This is a genomic window from Pseudomonas sp. SWI44 (genome assembly GCF_002947915.1).
GTDB lineage: Bacteria > Pseudomonadota > Gammaproteobacteria > Pseudomonadales > Pseudomonadaceae > Aquipseudomonas > Aquipseudomonas taiwanensis.
Map to the genome: position 1 here is coordinate 5,420,387 of NZ_CP026674.1, position 23,390 is coordinate 5,443,776.

Here is a 23,390-nt window from a genome sequence, read left to right on the forward strand (position 1 = left end):
AATCGGATGCTTTAACTCTGCGATATATAGAAAAACGAATCGTTGTGGTTATTAGTCCGGAGTGATGGATGTTTGAAGTAATATGCTATCGGGCAGAGTTTGAGCTGTTCAGTAAGGTCAGTAGCCATTGGATAAGGGGCTGCCGGTTGATTGCGATGATGACTTTGCTTTGATCTGTGCGATTAATCAGGACGGAGCTCTGGGTTTTGATCGCGCGCGATCAGCAAAAAATGTAGTAAGTAATTTAGTTGCAAGTTGTTATTGCATTGATATCTCGGGTGCACTTGTTGCACCTGGGGGGTAATGTTTTTAATATGCCAGGCAGCTAAACAACTGCTCAATTGCTTGGACAAACACGACCCCGCCGGCAACCTGTTGGACCAGGAACGCGGCAACTTGGTGCACCGCTTACAAAACGGCGCGCACGCCCACTTCACCTGGGACCTGTTCGACCGGTTGGCCAGCTACAGCGACGACAAGCTCAAGGTCGACTTCGCCTACGACGCCTTGGGTCGACGTCTGTACAAGAACTCGGTCGCACATTACTGGGATAGGCCGGAAGCGGGTACCGGCTGGAACCAGATGCAGCGGGCCAAGCGCCAACGTGATCTCGGCTGTGGCTTCACCCTGTTCGGCTGGGACGGCGACACCCTGGCCTGGGAAAGCTCACCACAAAGGGACGATGGCGATACCGGGCGTACCGTGCATTACCTGTATGAACCGGGCAGCTTCGTGCCGGTGGCCCAGGCCCTGCGCAAGCGCCCGATCGTGCTGCACAGGCAGCCGGATTGGCGTCAGCGGGAGTACGACTTCGATCAGGATCCGTTGTGGCAGACGACGATGCCACCGCAGGCGTTCGATGCGATTGCCTGGTACCACTGCGATCACCTCGGCACGCCGATGGAGCTGACCGATCCGCACGGCAACGTTGCGTGGGCGGGGCAGTACAAGGCGTGGGGCGAGGTGCGGGAGGAGCGTTCGGAGTGGGCCAAGCAGGTCGGGATGAGTAACCCGATTCGCTTTCAGGGGCAGTATCACGATCACGAGACTGGGCTGCATTACAATCGACATCGGTACTATGAACCTAGGATTGGGCGCTTCATCGGGCAGGATCCGATACGCTACGTAGGAGGGCTGAATCTTTTTGCGTATGTGGCTAACCCCGTTCAATGGATCGACCCGCTCGGACTGGCTAAAAAGCCTCCATCAGCATTTGCTAGGATAGATGGTCAAGGGGTTAGTCAAGATATAATGGCACAAAGTGTATTGAATGGCGGCAGCCGTAGAGGGCAGCAGAAAGTGCGCAATGAGCTTATCGATGATGCCAACAAAAATAATAATGGTGTTTATACATGCTGGAGGTGCGGTCAAAACTCTACAAATGCTGACGATATGCATCTCGGTCACACCAACGCCCCTACTTCTAAAGGGGGGAATCTAGCTCCGTGCAATACCGCGTTGGAAGGGGCATCTTGCAACTTGAGTGCTGGGAATAGCGGTTATGTTAAGGAAGGAATGTCTTGTATTGAACGAGGAGGCTGTGGAGCGCCCTATGGACGATAAAGAAAATGTATGTTTGATCAAGGTTTTCGTGTCAGATAGAGGGCCCGTGTACGAGGAGCTTCCGGCGATACATAAAGGCGAATTCACTTATAAGCTTTTATCATCTCCTGGACTGGCGCTTAATTTGGCGAAAGGGGATTTGATTGACATTAAGGATACAAATTCGCCTGCTGTGGTTGTCAAAAGGGGGGGGAATTTCTGTATAAATATATATGCAGGGGGGTGGCTAGAGGAAAAATCGAAAAGCTTGAGGCTGAAGTCGGTGAGTTGTTGGGGGGGACGCTAGATGGTGTTTACAAGGGTAATTTGGCTTTTAGTGTACCCTCGAAAAACGACATAAATAAAATAGAGTCTGTATTCAATGGTTTCAAGGAGGAGACTGGGATTGACTGGTACTATTCCAATATCTATAAAAACTTTAACGACCTTGATGATGATACGCTGTTGGACTGGTGGATTGATGACTGAGTAGTTAATTTAATTGACCCATTTTTTCGATTTTTTTAGGGTGAGAGACTTTGGGGCGCCGTTTGGATTAGGCTAATAATGCAATAGTGGTGGAGCTTTTCGCGAGTTTTTTTTGCAGGGCGGTTTCAGAGGCTGAGTGCAACACCCGACTATTGAGTTAAGGATGGGCTCTCATGGTGCTTGGCTATCATTGCCGTCATCATTTCGATAGGGCATTTGTAATCAAAACGCTGGCGTGGTCGGATGTTCAGTTCGTACGCAATAGCATTCAGTTGCTCTTGGCTATAGCCCGAAAGGTCAGTGCCTTTAGGCAGATACTGGCGAATCAGGCCGTTGATGTTCTCATTGCTACCGCGCTGCCACGGGCTATGAGGGTCGCAAAAATAGATCGCCACTCCAGTTCGCTGGGTGATTTCGGCATGGCGCGCCATCTCTTTACCTTGATCGTAGGTCAGCGTTTTGCGGGCCACTACTGGCATACGGTTCAAGGCAGCACTGAAGCCTTCGACTGCCGAGGTTGCCGTCGCGTCGCTCATTTTCACAAGCATCAAGTAACCTGTGCTGCGTTCGACCAGCGTACCCACCGCAGAAGCATTGGCTTTGCCTTTGATGAGGTCGCCCTCCCAATGGCCTGGCATTTGGCGATCTTCCACCTCGGGCGGGCGAACGTGAATGCTGACCAAGTCGGGTATTTGACCACGGCGATCCACCCCGCCAGAACGTGGGCGGCGGTTGGTTTTGCCCTGTCGCAGACAGATGATCAACTCCTTGCGAAGCTCGCCCACCGGCAGCGCATAAATGGCGTTGTAGATCGTCTCGCGACAGACGTATGCATCTTCAATATTCGGAAATTCCATGGCGTTAAGCTTGCCGGCAATTTGCTGGGGAGAAAAGCATTTACGCGGCAGATAAAGCACCAGGTCAAACAGTTGGCTTCCGGGCAGCAGCTTACGCTTGGGGCAGCAAGCCAGGCGCCGGTGTCGCATGTGCTGATGAGCCTGACTCGCCGAGTACCGGCCCGCCTCAGGGGCGTTGCGACGAAGCGCTCGGCTATTGGTCGAGGGGCTGCGATCAAGCAGCCTGGCAATAGCCCTCTGGCTCATGCCTTGGAGTTGGCCAAATTGAATCGTGATGCGCTCTTCGATGCTGAGTTCTTGATAGGACATAGGCACACTGTACCGGGTTGGTCCGGTGTTGCACTCAGTTTTTGCCGCCGCCCTTGATTTTAAATCTCTTGCGTGCAGTGGTTATTATGATTAACACAGCGGAAGATTTTATTGCGTTACGCGGCAGCGAAGAGAAGGCAGAGTGTGATGGGGCCGCTTTCGAAGAGGCATCAATAAATGTTTGGAATGACGTTCTTGATAGATACCCTGACTACGCAAAATGCCACATGAACGAATAGGAAAGGACACGAATCCAGCGCGGGCTGGAACGACAGGCAACGCACCAAGCGCCACATTACATACCGCGGGGGGGATGTGAGGAGTGTGGGTGCAAGTGGAAGAGTCAGTGGCAACTCGACACCCTGCACCCGAACGCATGGCTCGCCATGCAAACTGTCACGGGTATCTGCTGTATGATTTCCGCCCGATTACGGAGCAACCCATGGCCAAAGACATCGACAACCCTTGCGTCTCACTCTGCCAGCTCAACAGCGAATTGTGCGTGAGTTGTGGTCGCACGCGCGAAGAGATCCGCAAGTGGCGCGGCATGAAACGACCGGAGAAGATGGCCACCGTGCAGCGGGCCGCCACCCGAATGAAGGCCATCAACAAGAAAAATGCCAACTCCAAGTGAAAGACCACAGGCATGCGGGAAGTCGGGCTTTGCGCCTGTTCGCGGGTAAGCCCGCTTCCACAGGGTCTTGCAGCATCAGCCAGTGATGTGTCGTTGCGCCGTCCATTGGCGATAACGGCCAGCGTGCACTAACGTTCTGTCATCGTCCTGCGGTTTTCACGCAAGGCACGTCCCGATCTCTCGGAGCAGACACCCACCATGCAGGACTCGCGTCCGGACCCGACACTGTTCCTGGAATACCGTGCCGAGCGGCCGATCTTCCTGGACTTCCTGCATCAGGCCAGGCAAACGCCCGATGCCACCGCGATCATCGCCCACGATACCCACTGTAGTTACCACGAACTTGAAGCGATCAGCCAAGCCATGGCGGTCTTGTTGCTGGCCAAAGGTGCCCAGGGCAGCGATCGGGTGGTGATCGTCGCCAGCCGTTGTGCCGGCATGGTCTACGCCATGCTCGGCGCCCTGCGGGCGGGGTTGACGTTCACCATTGCCGACGCCGCCTATCCGACGGCGCGAGTGAACCAGATCATCCGCACCCTTGAACCTGTGCAGGTCCTGCTGTGCGGTGATGCCCAGCTCGACCTCGACCCCTCAGGCCCGCAGCCAGGCCTGATCGAAGTGCCCGAGGCGCCCGGCGAGGCCCTGCGGCGATTCGCCGGCCACTACCTGCCGTTACCCGAGGTCGACCCTGGCCAGCCAGCGTACATCACCTTCACCTCCGGCAGCACCGGGGTACCCAAGGGAGTCGTGACCCACCACGCACCGCTGGTGCATTTCATCGACTGGCATGTCCGTCATCATGGTTTCAGCCGCGACGACTGCTTTTCGATGCTGTCGGGCCTGGGCCACGACCCGGTATATCGGGACGTCTTCACGCCCTTGTCGATCGGGGCGAAAGTCATTTGCCCAGCCCAGGCTACCTTGACCAACCCGGCGGCGCTGGCCGCCTGGATCGAGCAACAGGGTATCTCGGTCATGCACCTGACGCCGCCCTTGGGCAAGCTGATCGAAACCGGCGCCAGAATGAACGGACTGGTGTTCGAGCGGTTGCGCTACTTGTTCTGGGGCGGCGACGCCTTGAGTCCGGCGTTGTACCAGCAGATCCGGGCCATCGCTCCGCTCACGGTCAGTGTCAACTTCTACGGGACCACCGAAACACCACAGGCCATGGCGTTCCACCAGGTCGATCCTAGAACCGAAAGCGGCAAGATCCCGCTTGGCAAGGGGATCGATGGCGCGCAGTTGCTGTTAGTGAACGAGGCCCGGCAACAGGTCAGCGAGGGTGAAACGGGGGAGATCTACATCCGCAGCCCGTACCTGTCGCTGGGCTACTGGCACGATGCCGAGTTGACCGCTGACAAGTTCGTGGTGAACCCCTTCACAGGGGCCGCGAACGACATCTGTTACCGCACCGGCGACCTGGGGACCTATCTGCCAGACGGCAGCGTCAGTTTCCTCGGGCGTGCTGACAGTCAAGTGAAGATTCGCGGGCATCGTATCGAGTTGGCAGAGATCGAAAACGCCATCGCCCGCCACCCGAAGGTCAAACAGTGCGTCGTACTGGCCAATCACGACGGTCCGATGGTCAGGCTGGTGGCCTATTGTGTCCCTGCGCAGCCCGTAACGGCCGCTGCACTGCGTGATGCTTTGGGCAGTGAATTGCCAGACTATATGGTGCCTGCGCTGTTCGTGTTTCTCGATGCCATCCCCCTGACGCCCAACGGCAAGATAGACAAGCGGGCCTTGCCCCCGGCCTTCGACAAGGCACCTACGGCAGCGCTCGGTAGCCATGAGCTATCCCCGCTGGCGGTCCAGCTCAGCGAGGCCTGGGCGCGGATCCTCCAGGTGCCGAACGTCGATGCCAACCTGACCTTCGTCGAGTTGGGCGGCGATTCGCTGTCCTTCGTCCAGGCCTCCATGGCGCTGGAGTCACTGCTTGGCCATCTACCGGATCGGTGGGAGACCACTGCGGTGCGCGAGCTCGCGGAAATGGCCGGGCAGGCCAAGGCATCCGGGCTGGCAACCCGGGCCATGGAAATACCGGTGTTGCTCCGGGTGCTGTGCATCCTGCTCATCGTCATCGGCCATTTCCATGTGTTCGAGAACTGGCGCGTGGTGGGAGAGACCTCGGTTCTGTTCCTCATCTCTGGCCTTAGCCTGGCCAGGTTTCAACTCCGGGCCATCGATGAACGTGGCGACGCCCGAACCCTGGTGAAGTCCGTTGCTACCATCGCGGTGCCGACTATCGGCTACAACGTACTGACTCAGCTGGTGTTCGATACCTTCCATTGGCAATCGCTGTTGTTGATCAACAACTGGTTCCCGACGTCCGAGGTCGGCGTGTTCAACTCCTGGTACATCGAGGTGCTGCTGCAGATGATCGTGATCATCGGACTGCTGCTGTCGGTCGACCGGATTCGTAGGCGAGTCATGGCCAACCCGTTCCGCAACCTGGTGCTGGCATCCTGTGCGCTGGTGGTGCTCGATGTGCTGCTGAGGTCCTTCGTCTTCGACGCCACGGTGCTATTGAACCGAGTACCACAGCATTTCCTCGCGATCATGGTGTTGGGCATGGCCGTGCACTTTGCCGATTCGACGGTACGCAAATGGGTCGTCAGCGCGGTGGCGGTCTTGGTGATCGGTGAGCTGGACTTGGTCGCACTGGCGGGCCATGGTGGGGAGGAGGTCGCGAAACTTGGGTTTATCGACATTGCACTGCCGGCGATTCTCGCGTTGATCTGGCTGCGGCCGGTCGCAGTGCCGGCGATCATCGCTCGAGCGGCGGCGGCGATTGCTTCGTCGACCCTGTACATCTACCTGACGCACTTCCAATTCCAGTCCGTGGCGCGGCGTCTTTTCGATCACCAGGCGTTTGCCGTGGTGCTGGCCATTGTCGGCGGGGTGCTGGTGGGGTATTGCTGGAACTGGGCGGTACGTGTGGTCGTGATGCGTTGGAATGGCTCCGGGCAGAAACGCCGTGTGGACACCGCGGAACCGGTGGCCTGACGCAGCGATCAGGCCTGCGCCACCGGCCGAGCTGGCTCGACAGGTGGCGCGAAAGGGTTACTGCACGTTGTTGAGCTTGATCACATCACCGGAGATGGTGGTGGTGTAGCCACTGAGGACCCAAGCCCAGAACCAGTTTTCCTGCACTTGTGTATTGATCATGGCATCGCCACCCTTGGCCTTGATGGCCGCGTTCTGTGCGCGAACGAAGCGGTTGTTCTGGCGGATCGGAATGATGCCGAACAGCATGATACCCGTAGCGCTTGCCTGGCTGTGGCCGAGCACGGTGTATTCGTTGCTGTCATAGTGCCGAGATTGGATCGGTGCTCCGGTGCAACCGGCCAGAACCAAGCCAAGAACGGTTGCTGCTGCACATTTGCTGAGGTACTTCACTGACTTCTCCATGACACGAGGACCGGGATCCAATTCCCGGCGGCGACACTCTAGCGGCAGGGTTCAGGGATTGAAAGTCAGAGTAGTGGCATTTTGCCTAAAAAATTCAGCCCGTGGTGGAGCGTTGTCGTTTGACCCGGTACATATCGCCATCGGCACGGCTGAGCAGGGTATCGGCGTCTTCCCCATCTTCGGGGTAGTAGGCCACGCCAACGCTGCAGGACGGCATGTTCAGCCCATTGAATTCGGTCCCCAACGGCTCGGACATCACCGCCAGTATCTGCGCGACCTTCTCTGACACGGCGGTCTGCGATTGGACATCGGTCATCAGCACCGTGAATTCATCCCCACCGATGCGCGCCACCGTATCGGTCTCGCGCACGCAGCCTTCCAGACGCCTGGCGATCATGCACAGCACGCGGTCGCCCATCGCATGCCCATGGACATCGTTGATGTGCTTGAAATCATTTATGTCCAGGAACAGCAACGCCAGACTGCGGCCGTGACGTTGAGCAGCCCGCAGTGCCGATTCGAGCCGGTCGTTGAAAATCGAGCGGTTGGTCAGCTTGGTCAATGGGTCGTGGTGGGCGAGAAAGCGCAGATCCTCCTCAGCCTTGGTCAGAGCCGACACGTTCCGCGCGACGCCGATGCGAGCACCGATCTCTTCGGACCAGAAGGCCGACCACAGGATGTGCACGACTTCGCCATCCTTGCGCAGGTAGCGGTTACGAAAATCGAAATGGGGTTGACCGTTCATCACCCTGATGATCGACGCACGGGTCGCCGACAGGTCATCTGGATGCATGTAGTCGGTGATCAGGGTGCCCATCAGCTCTTCAGCGCGGTAACCCAGCAGGGCCTCGCACGCATCGCTGACGAAAACGATCTGGTTGTCCCGGTCGACTACGAACACAGTGTCCAGCATCAGGTGGATCAGTCTTGGGTAGAGTGTTTGCAGGTCGACGGGCATCGGCAACGGTGTCCTGTGCGGCACTTGATCATTGCCCGTTCTTGAAGAAGGGCGGCGTGTAATCCTGCAGATTTCCGGGGGGCTTGCGCAAGGGCCGACGCAAGATTTGCCAGCGGCGATATGTACTGAATAGGAAGCGAAAGCACCTTGAGTCCAACTGGCGCTTGCCAGTGGGTCCCCCCAATTGGGGGAACAGGGGTGGGGAATCCTCCCCAATACCGTTCGGTAGATTGTTCAAGTAATTGAAAATACTGCCATTTTACCAAATGGCATACACCTTGCTCCGTCTCCTCGCAGTTTACCTGTGTCCCGGAGGTGCAGCATGTCGACCCCGATCAAAGGCTCTGTCCTGACCTCACTCGTGCTGGCCGTCCTCGGTTGGCAGGCTACCAGCGAAGCGGCGGTGCAGTGCCAGCGCACCTTGGTCGCCAACGTGGTGGCATTGGACCAGCCCCTGATGTTCAACCGCCTCGGCGCACAAAACGCCAACGGCATGATGTTCGCACTCCGCCAGGATGTGGTGGATGAAAACCTCGTACCGCTCAGCAATGGCGGTGCGGCCGTACCGGGTAAGGTCACCCTGCGCCCGGACAAGCGCCCGCGGCCGATCGTGCTGCGGGTGGCTGCCGGTGATTGCCTGACCGTCAACCTGACCAACCTGCTCGATTACAAGGCCAACCCCAACAAACATGGCTTCGATGTGGAAGCACCTGAAGGCGAGGGGGAGGCGGAAGTCGAGAACCAGGTCGAGAATGAAGGCGGCGAAGGTTTCGTTGCCGATGAGCAGGTCGCCGAGCGACTGGTCGGCTTCCAGGTCAATGGCATGCAGGCGGTCAACAGCATTGCCGACATCTCTGCCAACACCGGTCGTAACGGCAATTTCCTGGTTGCGCCCGGCAGTACTCGCAGTTACACCCTGTATGCCGAGCGTGAAGGCGCATTTGCAGCCACCAGCAAGGCCGCGACCTTTGGCGGCGAAGGTGCCGCTGGCAATGTTGCCAACGGCTTGTTCGGGCAGGTGGTGGTGGTACCCAAACTGGGTCGTACTTACCGAAACACGTTGACTGAAGAGGAAATGCGCCTGGCCACGACGGGGCGTACTGCCACTGGCCAGCCGGTAATCGACTACGAAGCGCGATACCCGCAGGTCGAACCCTGGATCGCCGAAGGCAAGGCCGGCAAGCCGATCATCGCCATGGTCGACGGCAACGAGATTCTCAGCAGCGACACCGATGCGATCGTCATGGGGCCCAACCCGGACGGCAGTTTCCCGCGCTCGACCTATCCGCTGGAAAGCATCAATAAACGCAACCCGGCATTGCCCAACCGGCTGGAAGCCTTCCGCGACTTCGCCTCGCAGTTTGCCGATGAAGTCGCAGGCACCCAGGCGTTTCCTGGCTATTGGGCCGACCCGGTGATGGGGCATGTGCTGGAGCCGGCCCGCGACTCGTTCATGATCAACTATGGCTCTGGCGGCATGGGCGCGGAGGTGGTGGCCAATCGCCTGGGCGTTGGGCCGATGCACGACTGCCTGTCGTGCGCGTATGAAGAGTTCTTCCTGAGCGCCCATACCGTAGGAGACATCGGTACCCTGGTGGATGTCCCGGCCAACGTTGGCCTGGAGCACATCCGCCCAGGCGAAGTACCACCGGCCAGTGCCATCGGCGTCAAGGCCAGCATGGCGCTGTACCCGGCGGAGCCGGCCAACGTGCACCACAGCTACATCGGTGATTTCACCAAATTCCGCAACACTCATAATGGTCATGAACAGCACATTTTCCACTTGCACGGGCACCAGTGGCTGTTCAACCCCAATGACGACAACTCCGACTACATCGATGCCCAAGGTATCGGGCCGGGTATCGGCTACACCTACGAAATCGCCAACGGTGGCTCGGGCAACCGTAACCGTGTGGCAGGCGATGCCATCTACCACTGCCATTTCTACCCACACTTCGCGCAAGGCATGTGGGCAATGTGGCGGGTGCACGATGTGTTCGAGGAAGGCACGCGCCTGGAGGTCAGCGGGCAGGGCGAGAGCGGCTACCACAGCACGCCATTCGCCTTGCGCAGCGGCAAACCCGCTGCGGGCGCCCGTGCTTTGCCTGACGGCGAGATTGTCGCCGGTACGCCAATTCCGGCCATCGTGCCGCTCCCGGGCAAGGCAATGGCGCCGATGCCAGGCAAGGTCGTGGTGGTGCCAAAGCTGTCCGAGTCCCTGGTGGCTGGGCAGGAAGAAAACGAGGGTCAAGAGGAGGGTGACGACGATCATGGTCATGAGCCTGCAGTAGCCAAGGCGGTGGGCTCACTGGCACTGGTGGACCGTACCGAGGCCAACCGCAACGCCGATGGCACACTGAAGAACCCCGGCTATCCGTTCTGGATCGGCGGCATGGAGAGCAGTGTGGGCCAACGGCCACCGACCCCACCGCTGGACATGCTCGACCCGGCGTTGGCCCGACAACTGAAGGACAGCGGCAAGGCCCTGTGGGCCAACCTCGACCCGAACCAGGTCGATGGCTGGGACGGGGGGCTGGGCCGCCATGCACTCGACGGCGTATCCGCAGGTGGCGAGGCTGTCACCACCATGACCAAGCTGGACTTCTCCAAGGTGGTTGAAAAGGCCAAGCCCATCTACTTGCCGGAAGAAGGTACCGACGTCGAGCAGGCGGCCATGCAGTTCCACGCCAAGGCCGAACACCCAAGCTATGCGCTCATCCCCGGTAGCCAGCCGGTTGCCAAGGCGTTTCGCACCAACGGTGCACTGCCAACCGCGGGTGCACCCTTCTATGAGCCGTGCATGGATGACCGAGGCAAACGCCTGACCCAAACCTCGGGCCCCGGTGATTTCTTCAGTGGTGAAAGCCTGATGGGCATGAGCTTCCGCGGCTCGTCCACCTTCACCGCCGACCGTCCACGTATCTACAAAGCTGCCAACATCCAGTTCGACGCGGTGTACAACAAGGTCGGCTACCACTTCCCGCAGGCGCGTATTCTCTCACTCTGGGAGGACGCCTGGCCGGTCATCACCAAGCAGCGTCCACCCGAGCCGCTGGTGATGCGCATGAACACCTTCGACTGCACGATGTACACCCACACCAACCTGATCCCGTCGTTCTATGAAATGGACGACTACCAGGTACGTACCCCGACCGATGTGATCGGGCAGCACATTCACTTGCCGAAATGGGATCTCACGGCGGCCGATGGTTCGGCCAACGGCTGGAACTATGAAGACGGCATTCTCTCGCCTGGCAGCGTCGTCGAGCGCATAGCTGCCATCCGTTCCTTCAACAACTGCAGTGAAGGCGACGCGCGGGACGGCACCGCTGCCTGCCCGAAAGCCAAGCAACATCCGTATTTCGGTCGCTTCGGCAGGGCCGACTGGCTCGGCGCGCGCTCGGCAATGCAGCGTTGGTTCGCCGACCCACTGGTAAACGTGTACAACGTCGACCGTGGCTTGGGCACCATCTTCACCCACGACCACCTCGGCCCATCGACCCACCAGCAACTGGGCTTGTACGCCACCGTGCTGGCCGAACCCGCAGGGTCCACCTGGTACCACGCCGAAACCGGCGAGCAATTGTACAACCCGGCCCTGCGCCAGGACGGCGGCCCAACCTCGTGGCAGGCAGTAATCCAGACGGGGGATAACGATGGGGACGGCAAGAACGACAGCTATCGCGAGTTCTTCCTGGAGTACAGCGACTTCCAGCATGCCTATGAAGCCGGCGTGTATGTAGGTGCCGGTCCCGACGGCATCCCCAATGGTCAGGCCTATCCGGCTACCGGCGATAGTTTCCGCTACGCCATCAACCCGCCAGTGCGGGGTAAGGCGTCGAACCTGCTGGAAGCGATCGTCGAAGAACGCGGCGGCATCAACCCTGGCTGCCCGACCCGCCCATGCCCGCAGGCGATCTCCGTGGACGACCCCGGCATGTTCGTCGTCAACTATCGCAACGAGCCGCTTGCCCTGCGTGTGTTCGACCCGAACAAGGTCGGTCCGGACGGCAAGCGTGGCATGCAGGCCGACGGCCTCGGCGGCGACCTGAGCTATGCCCTGCAAAGCCGGACCGACCGCGCGATTCCGGCAATGAACCTGGCGCCTTCGGCGATCACCTCGGCAGTCGGGCCTACCGGTGGCACCACGCTGTTCCCGCCGCACATCAACAAGGCTGGCAGCGAGCCAGGCGACCCGTTCACCCCAATGCTGCGCACCTACTCGGGCGACAACGTCCGCCTGCGCATGCACGCTGGTGGGCATGAAGAGGAGCACAACGTCACTCTGCACGGTGTCAAGTGGCTGCAGAACGGCAGCGGCTTCGGCAACAGCTCCAACTCGGGTTGGAAGTCCTCGCAGATGATCGGTATTTCCGAGCAGCTGGGCTTCATGGCGCCGGTGTCGATGATCTCCAGTTCTGCCGCGACCAATGGCGATTATCTGTACTCCCTCGATGCGGCACTCGAGGGTTACTGGAACGGCATCTGGGGCATCATGCGCAACTATACCGCCCAACGCGCCGACCTCTACCCGCTGCCTAACAACCCACAGCCGGTGGCGATGCGTAACACGGTGAACTTTGACGGTATCTGCCCGAAAACCACCGCCAACCCCAATGGCATCGGCACCCGTACGACGGTCAAGCGCAACTACGAGATCGTTGCGGCGCTGGCCAACGACATTCTGGAAAACCGCAACGGGGTCAGCATCAACGACCCTGCCGGTATTGGCCAGCATGTCGGCGGACCGCTCAAGGCCAATGGCGGCACGCTGGTGTTCAACAGCCGCAGGACCAGCATCGCGCAAGTCTCGGGTGTCGATCCGGAGGACGGTGGGACCTTCACCATCGGTGGCCACAGCGCACCGCTGCATGACCCCACCGCCGTGCTGTATGTGCGCAAGGCCGACCTGGACGCCACCACCGGTAAGCTCAAGGCGGGGGTGCCGGTGGAGCCGCTGATTCTGCGCGCCAACGCAGGCGATTGCATCAGCATCACCCTGGAAAACCGTCTGCCCTTGGTGATGCCAGACCTGCCAAGTACCGCCGTGATGCACAACGTGGTCAAGCGCGACCGCTTCGACAGCGAAGGTTCCACAGCCTTCGCCAACAACCTGATGCGTCCGTCCAGCCATGTGGGCCTGCACGCGCAACTGCTGGCCTATGACATCACCAAGTCCGATGGCGTGAACGTGGGCCTGAACCCGGTGCAGACCGTTCCACCACGCACTGGTACCAGTGGTGCCTACCCGACCAAGGTGTACCAGTACTACGCCGGGCATCTGGAACGGGAGGGCAAGCCGGCGCTGCAACTGGGGCGCACGGTGGACAACATCAACACCACCCCCATCGAGTTCGGTGGCCTCAACCTGACCCCTTCGGACGTCATCAAACAGCCGCAGAAAGGCCTGGTGGGCGCCATGAGCATCCTGCCGCAAACCGCGACCTGGACCGAGGACACTGCCAGCCGCGCCCAGGCCACGGTGAAGGTCTCTGGCCAGCCGGACTACCGCGACTTCGTCACGGTCTGGCAACGAGCGCTGAACATGCGTTGGGCTGATGGCCGTCCAGTGGAAGGCATCAACACCGAGGGCAATGGGGCGGCGGGCGATCCCCAGGACAACGGCAACATGGCCGTCAACTACAAGACCGAACCGCTGTGGCTGCGCTTCGGCATGGCCCCGGACTCACCGTTCGGCCGCGCCGATGGCCTGGGCTTTGGTGACGTGCCCAATGCCCACATGGCCTACAGCAACGCCCTGGTCGGTGGCGACCCGCTGACCCCGGTGCTGTATGCCAAGCCTGGCCAGGCGGTGCGCAACCACATCGTCATGCCCAGTGGGGGCAGCCGAGGCATGACCTACCAGCTGGACGGGCATCTGTGGCCACTGCACGCGTACCAGGCAGAGAAGAACGATGTCGATGGCTACCCGAGCAGCTTGCCGGGGATCGGATCGGTCCGCTTCGGCTACAACCCGATGTCGATGTACATAGGTGCCCAGGAGAGTGTGCTGCCAGCCGCGCACTTCAGCTTCATGCTGCCAAGTGCCGGGGGCGCCAATGCCATACCAGGCGACTACCTGTTCCGCGACTATGCCGCTTACGGCAACCTTTCCGGGCTGTGGGGCATCCTGCGGGTAACCAACGAAGCACCGCCGACGACGGCGCCAGCGCAGTGACGAGGGGAACGCGAGCATGAACAAGAAGACTCGCCCTGCTTTGATGGGGGTAATGCTGGGGGTTGCGCTGATCGGCCTGGGCGTTGCGTATGAGAAGCTCTGGTGCGACCCTCGCGAGTTGTTGCAAGAGGCTGCCGACGAGCAGGCCCTGCACCGGATGAGCCGGGACGGCGTGACCGTGGAGTTCGAGGCGCGGCCACTGGCCGGTGGCGAGTTGCGCGAGGGCGATTTCGCCAACATCCGCTTCAAGGTGAGCGACCAGACCAGCGGTCAGCCGCTGTCGGGCATGGCGCCGGGTGCCTGGATCGACCCGGCCCAGTCGGCACCCAGCGGCGAGCGTGACAACAGCTGCAAGGCGAGGGTGGCGCTGTTCCTCAAAAGCAGCATCGGTGCCAGGCCCTTGCTCGACCTCAACAGCTACTTCCTCCTCGTGCTGAACAAGGACGCCAGCCTGACCGTGATCGACCCTACCGTATCGGTCGGCGGCGTGACCAGTACCTTGGCGCGCATCGAACTGCCAGGGCGGCCGATGGACTGGACTGCCACGGGTGACGACAAACAGGTGTTCGTGTCGATCCCAGAGCGCGGCAAGGTGGCGGTGATCGACACTGAAACCTTCACCCGCGTGGCAACGCTCGACGCCGGCGATCAGCCTGTGCGCGTTGCGCTGCAGCCAGACCAGCATCGGCTATGGGTCGGCAACAACAGCGACGACCCGGCCAAGGGCGGGGTGACCGTGATCGACATACCCGCACGCACGACGCTGAAATCGTTCGCCACCGGTTCCGGCCACCACGAAATCGCGTTTAGCGGCGACTCGCGCTACGCCTTCATCACCAACCGCGATGGCGGCACGCTCAGCATCATCGATATCCCCGAAATGCGCCTGCTCAAGACCCTGCAGGTAGGCCCGCACCCGCTTTCGGTGGCCTATTCGCAGCTGTCCCAGGCGATCTATGTGGTCGATGGCAAGGAGGGCTCGGTGCGGGTGTTCGATGCCCGCAGTCATCAATTGCGCCACATCATCAAGGCAGAGCAGGGCCTGGGACCGATGCGCTTTAGCAGCGACGGTCGCTACGGCATCGTGCTGAACACGCTGGAGAGCCAGGCCCTGGTCATCGATGCCAGTACCGACGTTTTGATCCACCGCATCCCAGTCGCAGCCGAACCGTACCAGCTGACCTTCACCAAAGGTTATGCCTATGTGCGCGGCCTGGCCTCGCCCAAAGTCAGCATGATCAACCTCAGCAGCCTGGGCGAGGGACGTGAGCCAATCACCCAGGGGTTCGAAGCCGGCCCCGCCGCGCCGCGCCAGGCGGGTGACTTGCCGCTCGCACAAGGCCTGTCGGTGTCACGCGATGACAACTCGGTGTTCGTGGTCAACCCGGTAGACAACACCACCTACTTCTATGCCGAGGGCATGAATGCCCCTATGTCCGGCTACAACAACCGGGGCCACCAGGCCCGCGCCGCCATCGTCATCGACCGCAGCCTGCGCGAACTGGCGCCGGGTGTGTATGGTTCGACGGTGAAACTGCCGGCGGCCGGCAAGTTCGATGTCGCCTTCCTGCTCAACCAACCGCAGATCATCCACTGCTTCAGTACCGATGTGACGAGCGCTCCCAATGCGCTCAGACGCAAGGGTGCCCATGCCGAATTCATCGGCACCGACCAACCTCTGGCGCAACAGGGCGCGTTCACCGCTCGGGTACGCATTCTCGGCGATGACGGCAAGCCACGCGAAGGGTTGAGCGACCTGAGCCTGCGCTACTTCCTGGCACCTTCTTCAATGCCGCGCACCGAGGCGTTGAAGGAAGTGGGCGAGGGGGTCTACCAGGCTGCGCTGAACCTGCCCGAGGCGGGCGCCTGGTACCTGCATGTCCAGTCGCCTTCGCTGGGTCGCAAGTTCGCCGAGGAAAACTACACCAGCCTGCGTGTCCTGCCGGCCACCGTGTCAAAAGCCCCTGAAGCTGAAACTAGGAGTGTGCGATGAACAGCCTGCATGCTTGCAAAGTGCTTGCCCTGAGCCTGGTCCTGGCCAGCAACCTGGCGCAGGCCCACGCCGGCCACGACCACAGCGGTGCCGCCGAGCAACCTCCGGCTGCGCGTCAGGAGAAGGCCAGCGTTCGTTTTGCCGATGTGGCACTGCTGGACCAGAACGGCATGCCGGTGCGCCTGGAGACAGACCTGGTGGGCGAGCGTCTGGTGGTCATGGGCTTCATCTACACCCGTTGCACCACGGTGTGCCCCGTGGTGTCTTCGATCATGGGCAAGGTGCAGCAGCAACTGGGCGGCCGCGTAGGTGAGGAGATCCAACTGGTGTCGATCAGCGTCGACCCCCAGCGCGATGACGCCAAGCGCCTGCGCGACTATGCCAAGGCCTTCCAGCATGGGCCTGGCTGGAGCTGGCTGACCGGCTCGCCCTATGCCATCAGCGAAACCCTCAAGGGCCTGGGGAGCTTCAGCGCCGACCTGCGCCAGCATCCGCCCCTGATTCTGGTAGGCGACGGTCGCAGCGGCCACTGGACGCGCTATTACGGCTTTACCGACCCGGCCGTGCTGATCGAGGAAATCAACCGCCTCAGCGCCCGCCGGGTGCACGCCAAGAGCACGGCGATCGCCGCCAACCCTGAGCAGTCCGAGGTGCAACCATGAGCAGCCTGACCTCTCGCCGTTGCGGCATGCGTAGTTTCGACTGGCTGATGCTTGTCGGTTGCCTGTGGATCCTCACCTCGGTGGCGTTGGCTCACGACGGCCATGCGCCGGATGCCCCGGCGCCACAACCGGCACCGCACGCGTACAGCAGTGGCGGCGGCACCCGCGACGCCCACACCTGGTTCACCGACACCCTGCTGGTGGACCAGAACGGTCGCGCGCTGCGCTTCTACAGTGATGTGCTCAAGGACAAGGTGGTGATGCTGAACGTAATCTTCACCCACTGTAACGACGCCTGTCCGCTGATCACTCGCAAGTTGCAGGAGGTACGAACCGCCATGGGGCCGGAACTGGCCAACCAGGTGACTTTCATCTCCATCAGCAGCGACCCGCTAAACGACACGCCTGCTGCGCTAAAGGCCTATGCCCGTAAGCAAGGTGTCGATGGCCCCAACTGGCTGTTCCTGACCGGTGACAAGGCCAGTGTCGACCTGGTGCTGGGGCGTATCGGCCAGTTCCTGCCTAGCCCCGAACAGCATTCGACCCAGTTGATTGCCGGGGATGTGGCAGGCAAACGCTGGAGCAAGATCCGTCCGGACGCACCGCCAGTGGCCATCGCCCAGCGTATGCAGCTGTTGGCCCAACCCCTTGCAGGTCGGTGAACACCATGTGCGGCCCCGTGTTCTTGGCCATGCGCCGACTGTTCATGGTCGCCACGCCTGCGCATTCCCTATGGGAGCGGCGTTGTGCCGCGAAGGGGCCGCAGTGCGCGCTCTCGTTCCGACTGACTCCCACATCCGCGCTCAGCGCGATGCGAGGAGGCGTTCTGTGCCTGAGCCTGCTATCGAGTTTCTGCGCCCAGGCCCTGGATCTGACCGAGCACGAGCAGGCCGGCAAGCGCCTTTACCGCGAAGGCATTTCCAGCAGCGAAGCCCAGCTGTTGGCGCGGGTCGGTGCCAGTGGCCTGACCGTGCCGGCCCACGTGCTGCCCTGCGCCAGTTGCCACGGTGCCGATGGGCGTGGCCGCGCCGAAGGCGGAGTTCGTCCACCAAGCCTGGACTGGTCGCGTCTGGGGCTTGGCCAAGGCGAGCGCCAAACCAATGGCCGTAGCTACCCTGCCTACACCGACAGCACCCTGGCGCGCGCGATCCAGCAGGGTATCGACCCTGCTGGCAACCGCCTGGACGCGGCAATGCCACGCTTCGAACTGACCTTGGCCGACCAGCGCAACCTGACCGCCTACCTAAAGCGGCTGAGCGACGATCGCGACCCTGGTGTCGAGGAGGACGTGCTGCGTTTGGGCACGCTGTTGCCCGGCAGCGGGCCGTTGGCCGACGCTGGCCATGTGGTGCGCGCCGTCATTGAGGATGGCCTGGCACAGCTCAACCAGCAGGGTGGCATCCACGGCCGGCGTCTAGAGCTGGTGGTGCGGGACCCAGGCAATGATCCCTCCAGCGCCAGCCAGGCACTCGAACGCCTGCTGGACGAGCAGCAGGTGTTCGCGTTGATTTCACCCTTGGCACCGATGCTCGATGAACAGCTGGTGGCTGCGCTCGAGCAGCGTGGTGTGCCGTTGGTGGGCAGCACACCACGCAGCGGCGGCAGCGCGCAGATATTCGACCCTCTACCAGGGTTGCCCGCGCAGTTATTGAGCCTGGCCGAGCACGCACGGACGGCCCTGGGTGTGCCTGCCGATGGCTTGCAGGTGGTCTACGCCGGCGCCGAACAGGCATCGTTGGCCGAGCAGGTACGTGAACGCTTGCACAAGCAGGGCTGGGCTACCAGGCCTGCGCAGTTGTTCGCCGGCCAGGCGCTGGAGGCGCAGGGCATTGTGTTCGTCGGTCGTGCGCAGGCCTTCACCGAACTGGCCAGTGCACTGCAGGCAGCCGGTCGGGATCCTTATTTGCTGGCGGCCTCCAGTCAGGTGGCGGGCGCTGTGGCGCAGTTGCCAGCGCAATGGTCGCAGCGTGTATTCCTGGCCTATCCGTTCGTGCCCGATGACTGGACCGAGAACGGCCTGGCGACCTTGGCCGGCGTACAACGCCGCCAGGGACTGGACCCGCGCCAGGCTTCGCTGCAGGTCAACACCTTGTGCGCCTTGCGCCTGTTGACCGAAGCCTTGAAGCAAATCGGTCGCGACGCTAGTCGCGAACGACTGGTGGTGGCGCTGGAAGGTTTGCATGACGTCAACACGGGCCTCACTCCGGCCCTCAACTTCGGCCCCGGTCGTCGCCAAGGCATGGCGGGCGCTCATGTGGTGGCCGTGTCATTGCCTGGGCCGCGCTTCACCGCCGTTGCCCCGTACCGGCCGTTGCCGGAAATGCCTTGAGTGGAGGTGGCCATGCGTATGCTGATGCTGGCGCTGTTATGGTTGCTTTCCAGCACCGGTTGGGCAGAGCAACCAGCGGCGCGGGTCAATGGTGTGGAAATCGGTGTAATGCGCTTGGAGCGCTACTTCAGCGAATACCTCGATGCCCAGGGCAGGGCTGTGACCAGTATCCGCAATCCGGGCCTGTACAAGCGCCTTCGCGACCAGGCGCTGGATGAATTGATCGACAAGGAACTGCTCTGGCAGGAAGCCCAACGACGCGGCATCGTCATCAGCGACGAGGAGGTATCGGCTCAGGTCAGCCAGCTGGAAGCGGCGTTCGGCAGCCCGGCGGTGTTCGAACGAAAGCTGGCAGAGGCGGGGTTCGATAGGGCAAATTACGCTGATTACGTGCGTCACGAACTGGCCGCGCAGCAGGTCTATGCCCAGCTAAGCGTCGTCGATGAGCCTGGCAAGCCCGAAGTAGAGGCGTTCTACCGAGCCAATCGACAAAGACTGCAAGGAACGCAGAACCAAAGTGATAACCCTTCTGTCATACCGGAACAAGGGCTGGAACTGGCCAGGGCCGCGCTCATCGAGCAATTGCAAGCTCAGGCGCGGCAAGCCGTGCGCCAACGTTTGCGAGATTCCGCTACAGTGGAGGTCGCCGACTGAGCCCGGCAGTAGCGTTTCCCCAATGCTGGGGAAACCCGGCTTGGCAATGTGCTATCACCTCCCCCGGAAGTGGGGAACCGAGCACATCCTTGGCGTGAAGCGTTCGAAACACGCCTGCCAAATCAATGACTTACAGTGGTGCAACATGACCCTTCACGCCTGGCACGAAGCCTGCTCAAGCCTTATCGAGGCCGCACTTCGCAGACTGGGTAACCGGGTAGTTCTTGGGAGTCGACCTTGGTGAACAGAGTATTGGTAGTCGATGACGAACAGACCCTTGCGCAGAACCTGCAGTCGTATTTGCAGGCGCAAGGCCTGGAAGTCCATGTTGCCCACGACGGTGCCAGCGGTATTGGCCTGGCTGAGAGCCTGGCGCCGGATGTGATCGTGCTGGATTACCGCTTGCCCGATATGGAGGGTTTTCAGGTTCTGCAGAGCGCGCGTGAGAAGAACAGGCAATGCCACTTCGTGCTGATCACCGCCCACCCGACCGTTGAGGTCCGTGAGCGAGCCGCCGAACTGGGAGTGACCCATGTCCTGTTCAAGCCGTTCCCATTGGCGGAACTGGCCCGCGTGATCTTCGACCTGATGGGCATGCAACGCCAGCGCAGGGCTACGGACCACCCAGCCGAAGGGTTCGTCGAACGACGCCAGAACAGGAACGAATCGTTCCCCTTGCAGTTGTACGATGGCAGCTGGGTACTGGCCGATCGCCGCCGTCATGGCGCCAAGCCTCCAGAAGCTGACGACGATCAACTGCTCACCGGGGAATAGCGGCGCCCGCGGCCCTGACTGAAGCAGCCAGCGACGCGCCCCTGAGCGGAGTCGCAGGCCATGACCGATGTCGTCGATACAGCCAAGGAAGCCTCTGAGCCTGCACCGGCCCTTTCGCGGGTAACCCCCCTCCCACAGGACGGCTTTGCACGCCGAGACGGCGCCGAATCGGCGGACACCTCGGCATGGGTTGCATACCCCCGTGAGCTCCTGGCCCAGGCCCGCCAGCAAGCTTGCGGTGAACGCCTGCTTACCTGCCTCGAACGCCTGGCCAACGATGCCCCCGATACCTTCACCCGTCGCCTTGGCGCCACCCTGCATTACCCAGTGCTGGGCAGCCAGGCGCTGCTGGCCAGCACCGCCTGCTTCGACACGGTCAGCCTGGCACAGTGCCTGAAACGCGAGTTCGTACTGATTGAGCAGGGCGGGGAGCGCCTGGGTGTGTTCGCCGACCCCTTCGAACCGGCCCGGCTGGCCTGGATCGACGACATTCTGCAAGGTGCGCCACTGTACCTGACCCACGCTGCCGACCTGGCCACTTTCCTGGCCCGCCATGAAGAAAGCTTCCACGCGGTCGATGCCCTGGGCCACGAAAACGAGGCCAGCAACGAGAGCGACCCGCTGCAACGCCTGTCGCTGGCCAGCATCAGCGAAGACCAGAGTCGCGTGGTCAAGCTGGTCAACTCGACGCTGTACGATGCCCTCAAGCAGCATGCCAGTGACATCCACCTGGGCATGACCGGTCAGGGCCTGACGATCAAGTACCGCATCGACGGCGTGCTAAACGGCGCCGGCAAAGCCAGCGGCAGTGCGTTCGCCGACCAGGTCATCTCACGGATCAAGGTCATGGCCGAGCTGGATATCGGCGAGAAGCGCGTCCCCCAGGACGGCCGCTTCAAGGTCGCCGTGGGCGAGCGGCAGATCGACTTCCGGGTCTCGATCATGCCCAGCATCTTTGGCGAAGACGCGGTGCTGCGGGTACTCGACAAGCAAGACTTGTCCGACCACGTCAGCGGCGTGCAGTTGCAGGCCCTGGGTTTTGCCGACGAAACCCTGCGCGCCCTGCGCCGGCTGGCCGCCGAACCCTACGGCATGATTCTGGTCACCGGCCCCACCGGCAGCGGCAAGACCACCACCCTGTACGCAATGATCAGCGAGATCAACCACGGGGTGGACAAGATCATCACCATCGAGGACCCGGTCGAGTACCAGCTGCCGGGTGTGCTGCAAATACCGGTCAACGAGAAAAAGGGCCTGACCTTCGCCCGCGGGCTGCGTTCGATCCTGCGTCATGACCCGGACAAGATCCTCGTCGGAGAGATTCGCGACCCGGATACCGCACAGATCGCCGTGCAATCGGCGCTTACCGGTCACCTGGTGTTCACCACCATCCACGCCAACAACGTCTTCGATGTGATCGGCCGCTTCAGCCAGATGCAGGTCGACCCGTACAGCTTCGTTTCGGCACTCAATGCCGTGCTCGCGCAGCGCCTGATCCGCCTGGCCTGTCCCCACTGCGCCACGGCCCATCAACCAGATGACGAAACACTGGCCGCCTCGGGGTTGACCAGGGAAGCGGTCGTCGGTTGGTCGTTCGTGCGCGCCCAGGGCTGCGGCCAGTGCCGTGGGAGTGGCTATCGCGGGCGTAGCGCCATCGCCGAGTTACTGCACCTGGACGACGACCTGCGGCAGATGATCGTCGAACGCCGCCCCGTGTCGCAGATCAAGTCGCTGGCCTGCCAGCGCGGCCTGCGCCTGCTGCGGGCGTCGGCCCTGGACCTGGTCCGCGAGGGCCGTACCACCCTTGAGGAGATCAACCGTGTCACATTCATCTGATCGTTTCTGCGCCGTGCTTGGCGCCGAAGGTGTCGGCCTGGGTCGCTGGCACGCCAACCACCACCAATGGCTCGGCAGCCGCGAGTTTAGCTGCGACGCCGCCCAACCGAACTGGGTGCCTGCCCTGGAGGCGCTGGCCGGGCTGGTGGCCGAGCATGCGGTGCGTGGAGCACCGTTACGGGTACTGCTGTCGGCCCGCTACAGCCGCTTCTGCTTGGTGCCCTGGAGCGATGCCATCCACCATCCGCGTGAGCTCGATGCCTACGCCCGGGCGTGCTTCGAGAACCTCTACGGGCAGTCGCTAGAGGATTGGCGCATTGTGCTGTCGCCAGAGCCAGCCGGCAGCGCCCGTATCGCCACCGCGCTGCCGGAGGCCTTGCTGCAAGGACTGCAGGCCCTCGGTCGGGAAAGCCGCCTGAACCTGCGCTCGGTACAACCTTACTTGATGGCCGCCTACAACCGCTGCTCGGCGCGGCTGGAACAGGGGGACTTTCTGTTCGTGCTGGCCGAACCGCGCCGCAGCGTGCTGCTGTTGGCCGCAGGTGGCGCCTGGCAGCAGGTGCTCGCGCAAGGCTGCGCCGACACTGACCAGGCCTTGCAAGCGCTGATCGAGCGCACTTGCGAGCTGTACGGCGAGCATCCGCCACGGGTCTACCTGCACGCGCCGGGGCGGGGCGACGTGCCGCAACTGGAGGCGGTCCAGCTGTGCCAGCCGGCCAGCGAGGCCGACCCGCTGTGCGCCATGTGGCGGGCGGTGGCCTGAC

The 23,390-nt window shown here is 61.6% G+C and carries 16 protein-coding genes and 1 pseudogene; 14 read left to right on the top strand and 3 right to left on the bottom strand.

The genetic code is table 11. From position 1 onward, the window contains the following. Nucleotides 1-357: 357 nt before the first annotated feature. The 3 genes and pseudogenes from C4Q26_RS28515 to C4Q26_RS28990 all read left to right on the top strand — a co-directional run. Nucleotides 358-1,200 (top strand): annotated as a pseudogene (locus C4Q26_RS28515) (RHS repeat-associated core domain-containing protein); the annotation flags it as partial. Nucleotides 1,201-1,552: 352 nt separating this feature from the next. Further along, complete coding sequence (locus C4Q26_RS28985; protein ID WP_371919567.1) at nucleotides 1,553-1,849, top strand: DUF4265 domain-containing protein; 297 nt, start codon at nucleotides 1,553-1,555, stop codon at nucleotides 1,847-1,849. Next, the gene (locus C4Q26_RS28990; protein WP_353843712.1) at nucleotides 1,786-2,031 is read left to right on the top strand and encodes a hypothetical protein; all 246 of its coding nucleotides are present in this window, start codon (nucleotides 1,786-1,788) and stop codon (nucleotides 2,029-2,031) included. The genes C4Q26_RS28985 and C4Q26_RS28990 overlap by 64 nt, the downstream gene beginning before the upstream one ends. Nucleotides 2,032-2,180: 149 nt before the next feature. On the opposite strand, the gene C4Q26_RS25595 is transcribed toward C4Q26_RS28990, so the two are convergent. Then, nucleotides 2,181-3,197 (bottom strand): IS30 family transposase, encoded by a 1,017-nt coding sequence (locus C4Q26_RS25595; protein WP_104883876.1) that lies wholly within the window; start codon nucleotides 3,195-3,197, stop codon nucleotides 2,181-2,183. Nucleotides 3,198-3,639: 442 nt separating this feature from the next. On the opposite strand from C4Q26_RS25595, the gene C4Q26_RS25600 reads away from it, so the two are divergent. Continuing rightward, nucleotides 3,640-3,831 carry a DUF1289 domain-containing protein gene (locus C4Q26_RS25600; protein ID WP_104883877.1) on the top strand — a complete coding sequence of 64 codons (192 nt, stop codon included), beginning with the start codon at nucleotides 3,640-3,642 and terminating at the stop codon, nucleotides 3,829-3,831. 198 nt (nucleotides 3,832-4,029) lie between these two features. Further along, a complete protein-coding gene (locus C4Q26_RS25605; RefSeq protein ID WP_104883878.1) occupies nucleotides 4,030-6,837 on the top strand; it encodes an amino acid adenylation domain-containing protein in 2,808 nt (935 codons plus the stop codon). A gap of 57 nt (nucleotides 6,838-6,894) precedes the next feature. Here C4Q26_RS25605 and C4Q26_RS25610 read toward each other — a convergent pair whose 3' ends face one another. Together C4Q26_RS25610 and C4Q26_RS25615 are read right to left on the bottom strand one after the other, a co-directional pair. After that, nucleotides 6,895-7,230, bottom strand: coding sequence for a hypothetical protein (locus C4Q26_RS25610; RefSeq protein ID WP_023380665.1), 336 nt, complete (start codon nucleotides 7,228-7,230; stop codon nucleotides 6,895-6,897). 106 nt (nucleotides 7,231-7,336) lie between these two features. Further along, nucleotides 7,337-8,200 (bottom strand): GGDEF domain-containing protein, encoded by an 864-nt coding sequence (locus C4Q26_RS25615; protein WP_104881739.1) that lies wholly within the window; start codon nucleotides 8,198-8,200, stop codon nucleotides 7,337-7,339. Between the two features lie 322 nt (nucleotides 8,201-8,522). On the opposite strand from C4Q26_RS25615, the gene mnxG reads away from it, so the two are divergent. The 9 genes from mnxG to C4Q26_RS25660 all read left to right on the top strand — a co-directional run bounded on the left by mnxG (nucleotide 8,523) and on the right by C4Q26_RS25660 (nucleotide 23,389). Further along, a complete protein-coding gene (gene mnxG, locus C4Q26_RS25620; RefSeq protein ID WP_027906918.1) occupies nucleotides 8,523-14,378 on the top strand; it encodes a manganese-oxidizing multicopper oxidase MnxG in 5,856 nt (1,951 codons plus the stop codon). A gap of 16 nt (nucleotides 14,379-14,394) precedes the next feature. Beyond that, nucleotides 14,395-16,371: a cytochrome D1 domain-containing protein gene (locus C4Q26_RS25625; protein ID WP_023380662.1), complete on the top strand. Its 1,977-nt coding sequence runs from the start codon at nucleotides 14,395-14,397 to the stop codon at nucleotides 16,369-16,371. Continuing rightward, complete coding sequence (locus C4Q26_RS25630; RefSeq protein ID WP_023380661.1) at nucleotides 16,368-17,033, top strand: SCO family protein; 666 nt, start codon at nucleotides 16,368-16,370, stop codon at nucleotides 17,031-17,033. Before C4Q26_RS25625 ends, C4Q26_RS25630 begins: the two co-directional genes overlap by 4 nt. Continuing rightward, on the top strand, nucleotides 17,030-17,695 hold the full coding sequence (locus tag C4Q26_RS25635; RefSeq protein WP_104883879.1) for an SCO family protein: 666 nt from the start codon (nucleotides 17,030-17,032) through the stop codon (nucleotides 17,693-17,695). The genes C4Q26_RS25630 and C4Q26_RS25635 overlap by 4 nt, the downstream gene beginning before the upstream one ends. Before the next feature lie 29 nt (nucleotides 17,696-17,724). Continuing rightward, nucleotides 17,725-19,362: an ABC transporter substrate-binding protein gene (locus C4Q26_RS25640; RefSeq protein ID WP_371919568.1), complete on the top strand. Its 1,638-nt coding sequence runs from the start codon at nucleotides 17,725-17,727 to the stop codon at nucleotides 19,360-19,362. Between the two features lie 12 nt (nucleotides 19,363-19,374). Further along, entirely contained in the window at nucleotides 19,375-20,016 is a 642-nt protein-coding gene (locus C4Q26_RS25645) for a SurA N-terminal domain-containing protein (RefSeq protein ID WP_023380658.1), read from the top strand. Nucleotides 20,017-20,253: 237 nt separating this feature from the next. After that, nucleotides 20,254-20,790: a response regulator gene (locus C4Q26_RS25650; protein WP_177429852.1), complete on the top strand. Its 537-nt coding sequence runs from the start codon at nucleotides 20,254-20,256 to the stop codon at nucleotides 20,788-20,790. 60 nt (nucleotides 20,791-20,850) lie between these two features. After that, nucleotides 20,851-22,626, top strand: a complete 1,776-nt coding sequence (locus C4Q26_RS25655) for a GspE/PulE family protein (RefSeq protein WP_023380656.1) — start codon at nucleotides 20,851-20,853, stop codon at nucleotides 22,624-22,626. Next, nucleotides 22,610-23,389, top strand: a complete 780-nt coding sequence (locus tag C4Q26_RS25660) for a hypothetical protein (protein WP_023380655.1) — start codon at nucleotides 22,610-22,612, stop codon at nucleotides 23,387-23,389. Before C4Q26_RS25655 ends, C4Q26_RS25660 begins: the two co-directional genes overlap by 17 nt. Nucleotide 23,390 lies beyond the last annotated feature (1 nt).

Excerpts from the sequence above, each read along its gene's own strand:
- C4Q26_RS28985 (WP_371919567.1), top strand. The coding sequence starts at position 1,553 with ATGGACGATAAAGAAAATGTATGTTTGATCAAGGTTTTCGTGTCAGAT.
- C4Q26_RS25595 (WP_104883876.1), bottom strand. The coding sequence starts at position 3,197 with ATGTCCTATCAAGAACTCAGCATCGAAGAGCGCATCACGATTCAATTT.
- C4Q26_RS25600 (WP_104883877.1), top strand. The coding sequence starts at position 3,640 with ATGGCCAAAGACATCGACAACCCTTGCGTCTCACTCTGCCAGCTCAAC.
- C4Q26_RS25605 (WP_104883878.1), top strand. The coding sequence starts at position 4,030 with ATGCAGGACTCGCGTCCGGACCCGACACTGTTCCTGGAATACCGTGCC.
- C4Q26_RS25615 (WP_104881739.1), bottom strand. The coding sequence starts at position 8,200 with ATGCCCGTCGACCTGCAAACACTCTACCCAAGACTGATCCACCTGATG.
- mnxG (WP_027906918.1), top strand. The coding sequence starts at position 8,523 with ATGTCGACCCCGATCAAAGGCTCTGTCCTGACCTCACTCGTGCTGGCC.
- C4Q26_RS25625 (WP_023380662.1), top strand. The coding sequence starts at position 14,395 with ATGAACAAGAAGACTCGCCCTGCTTTGATGGGGGTAATGCTGGGGGTT.
- C4Q26_RS25630 (WP_023380661.1), top strand. The coding sequence starts at position 16,368 with ATGAACAGCCTGCATGCTTGCAAAGTGCTTGCCCTGAGCCTGGTCCTG.
- C4Q26_RS25635 (WP_104883879.1), top strand. The coding sequence starts at position 17,030 with ATGAGCAGCCTGACCTCTCGCCGTTGCGGCATGCGTAGTTTCGACTGG.
- C4Q26_RS25640 (WP_371919568.1), top strand. The coding sequence starts at position 17,725 with ATGCGCCGACTGTTCATGGTCGCCACGCCTGCGCATTCCCTATGGGAG.
- C4Q26_RS25645 (WP_023380658.1), top strand. The coding sequence starts at position 19,375 with ATGCGTATGCTGATGCTGGCGCTGTTATGGTTGCTTTCCAGCACCGGT.
- C4Q26_RS25655 (WP_023380656.1), top strand. The coding sequence starts at position 20,851 with ATGACCGATGTCGTCGATACAGCCAAGGAAGCCTCTGAGCCTGCACCG.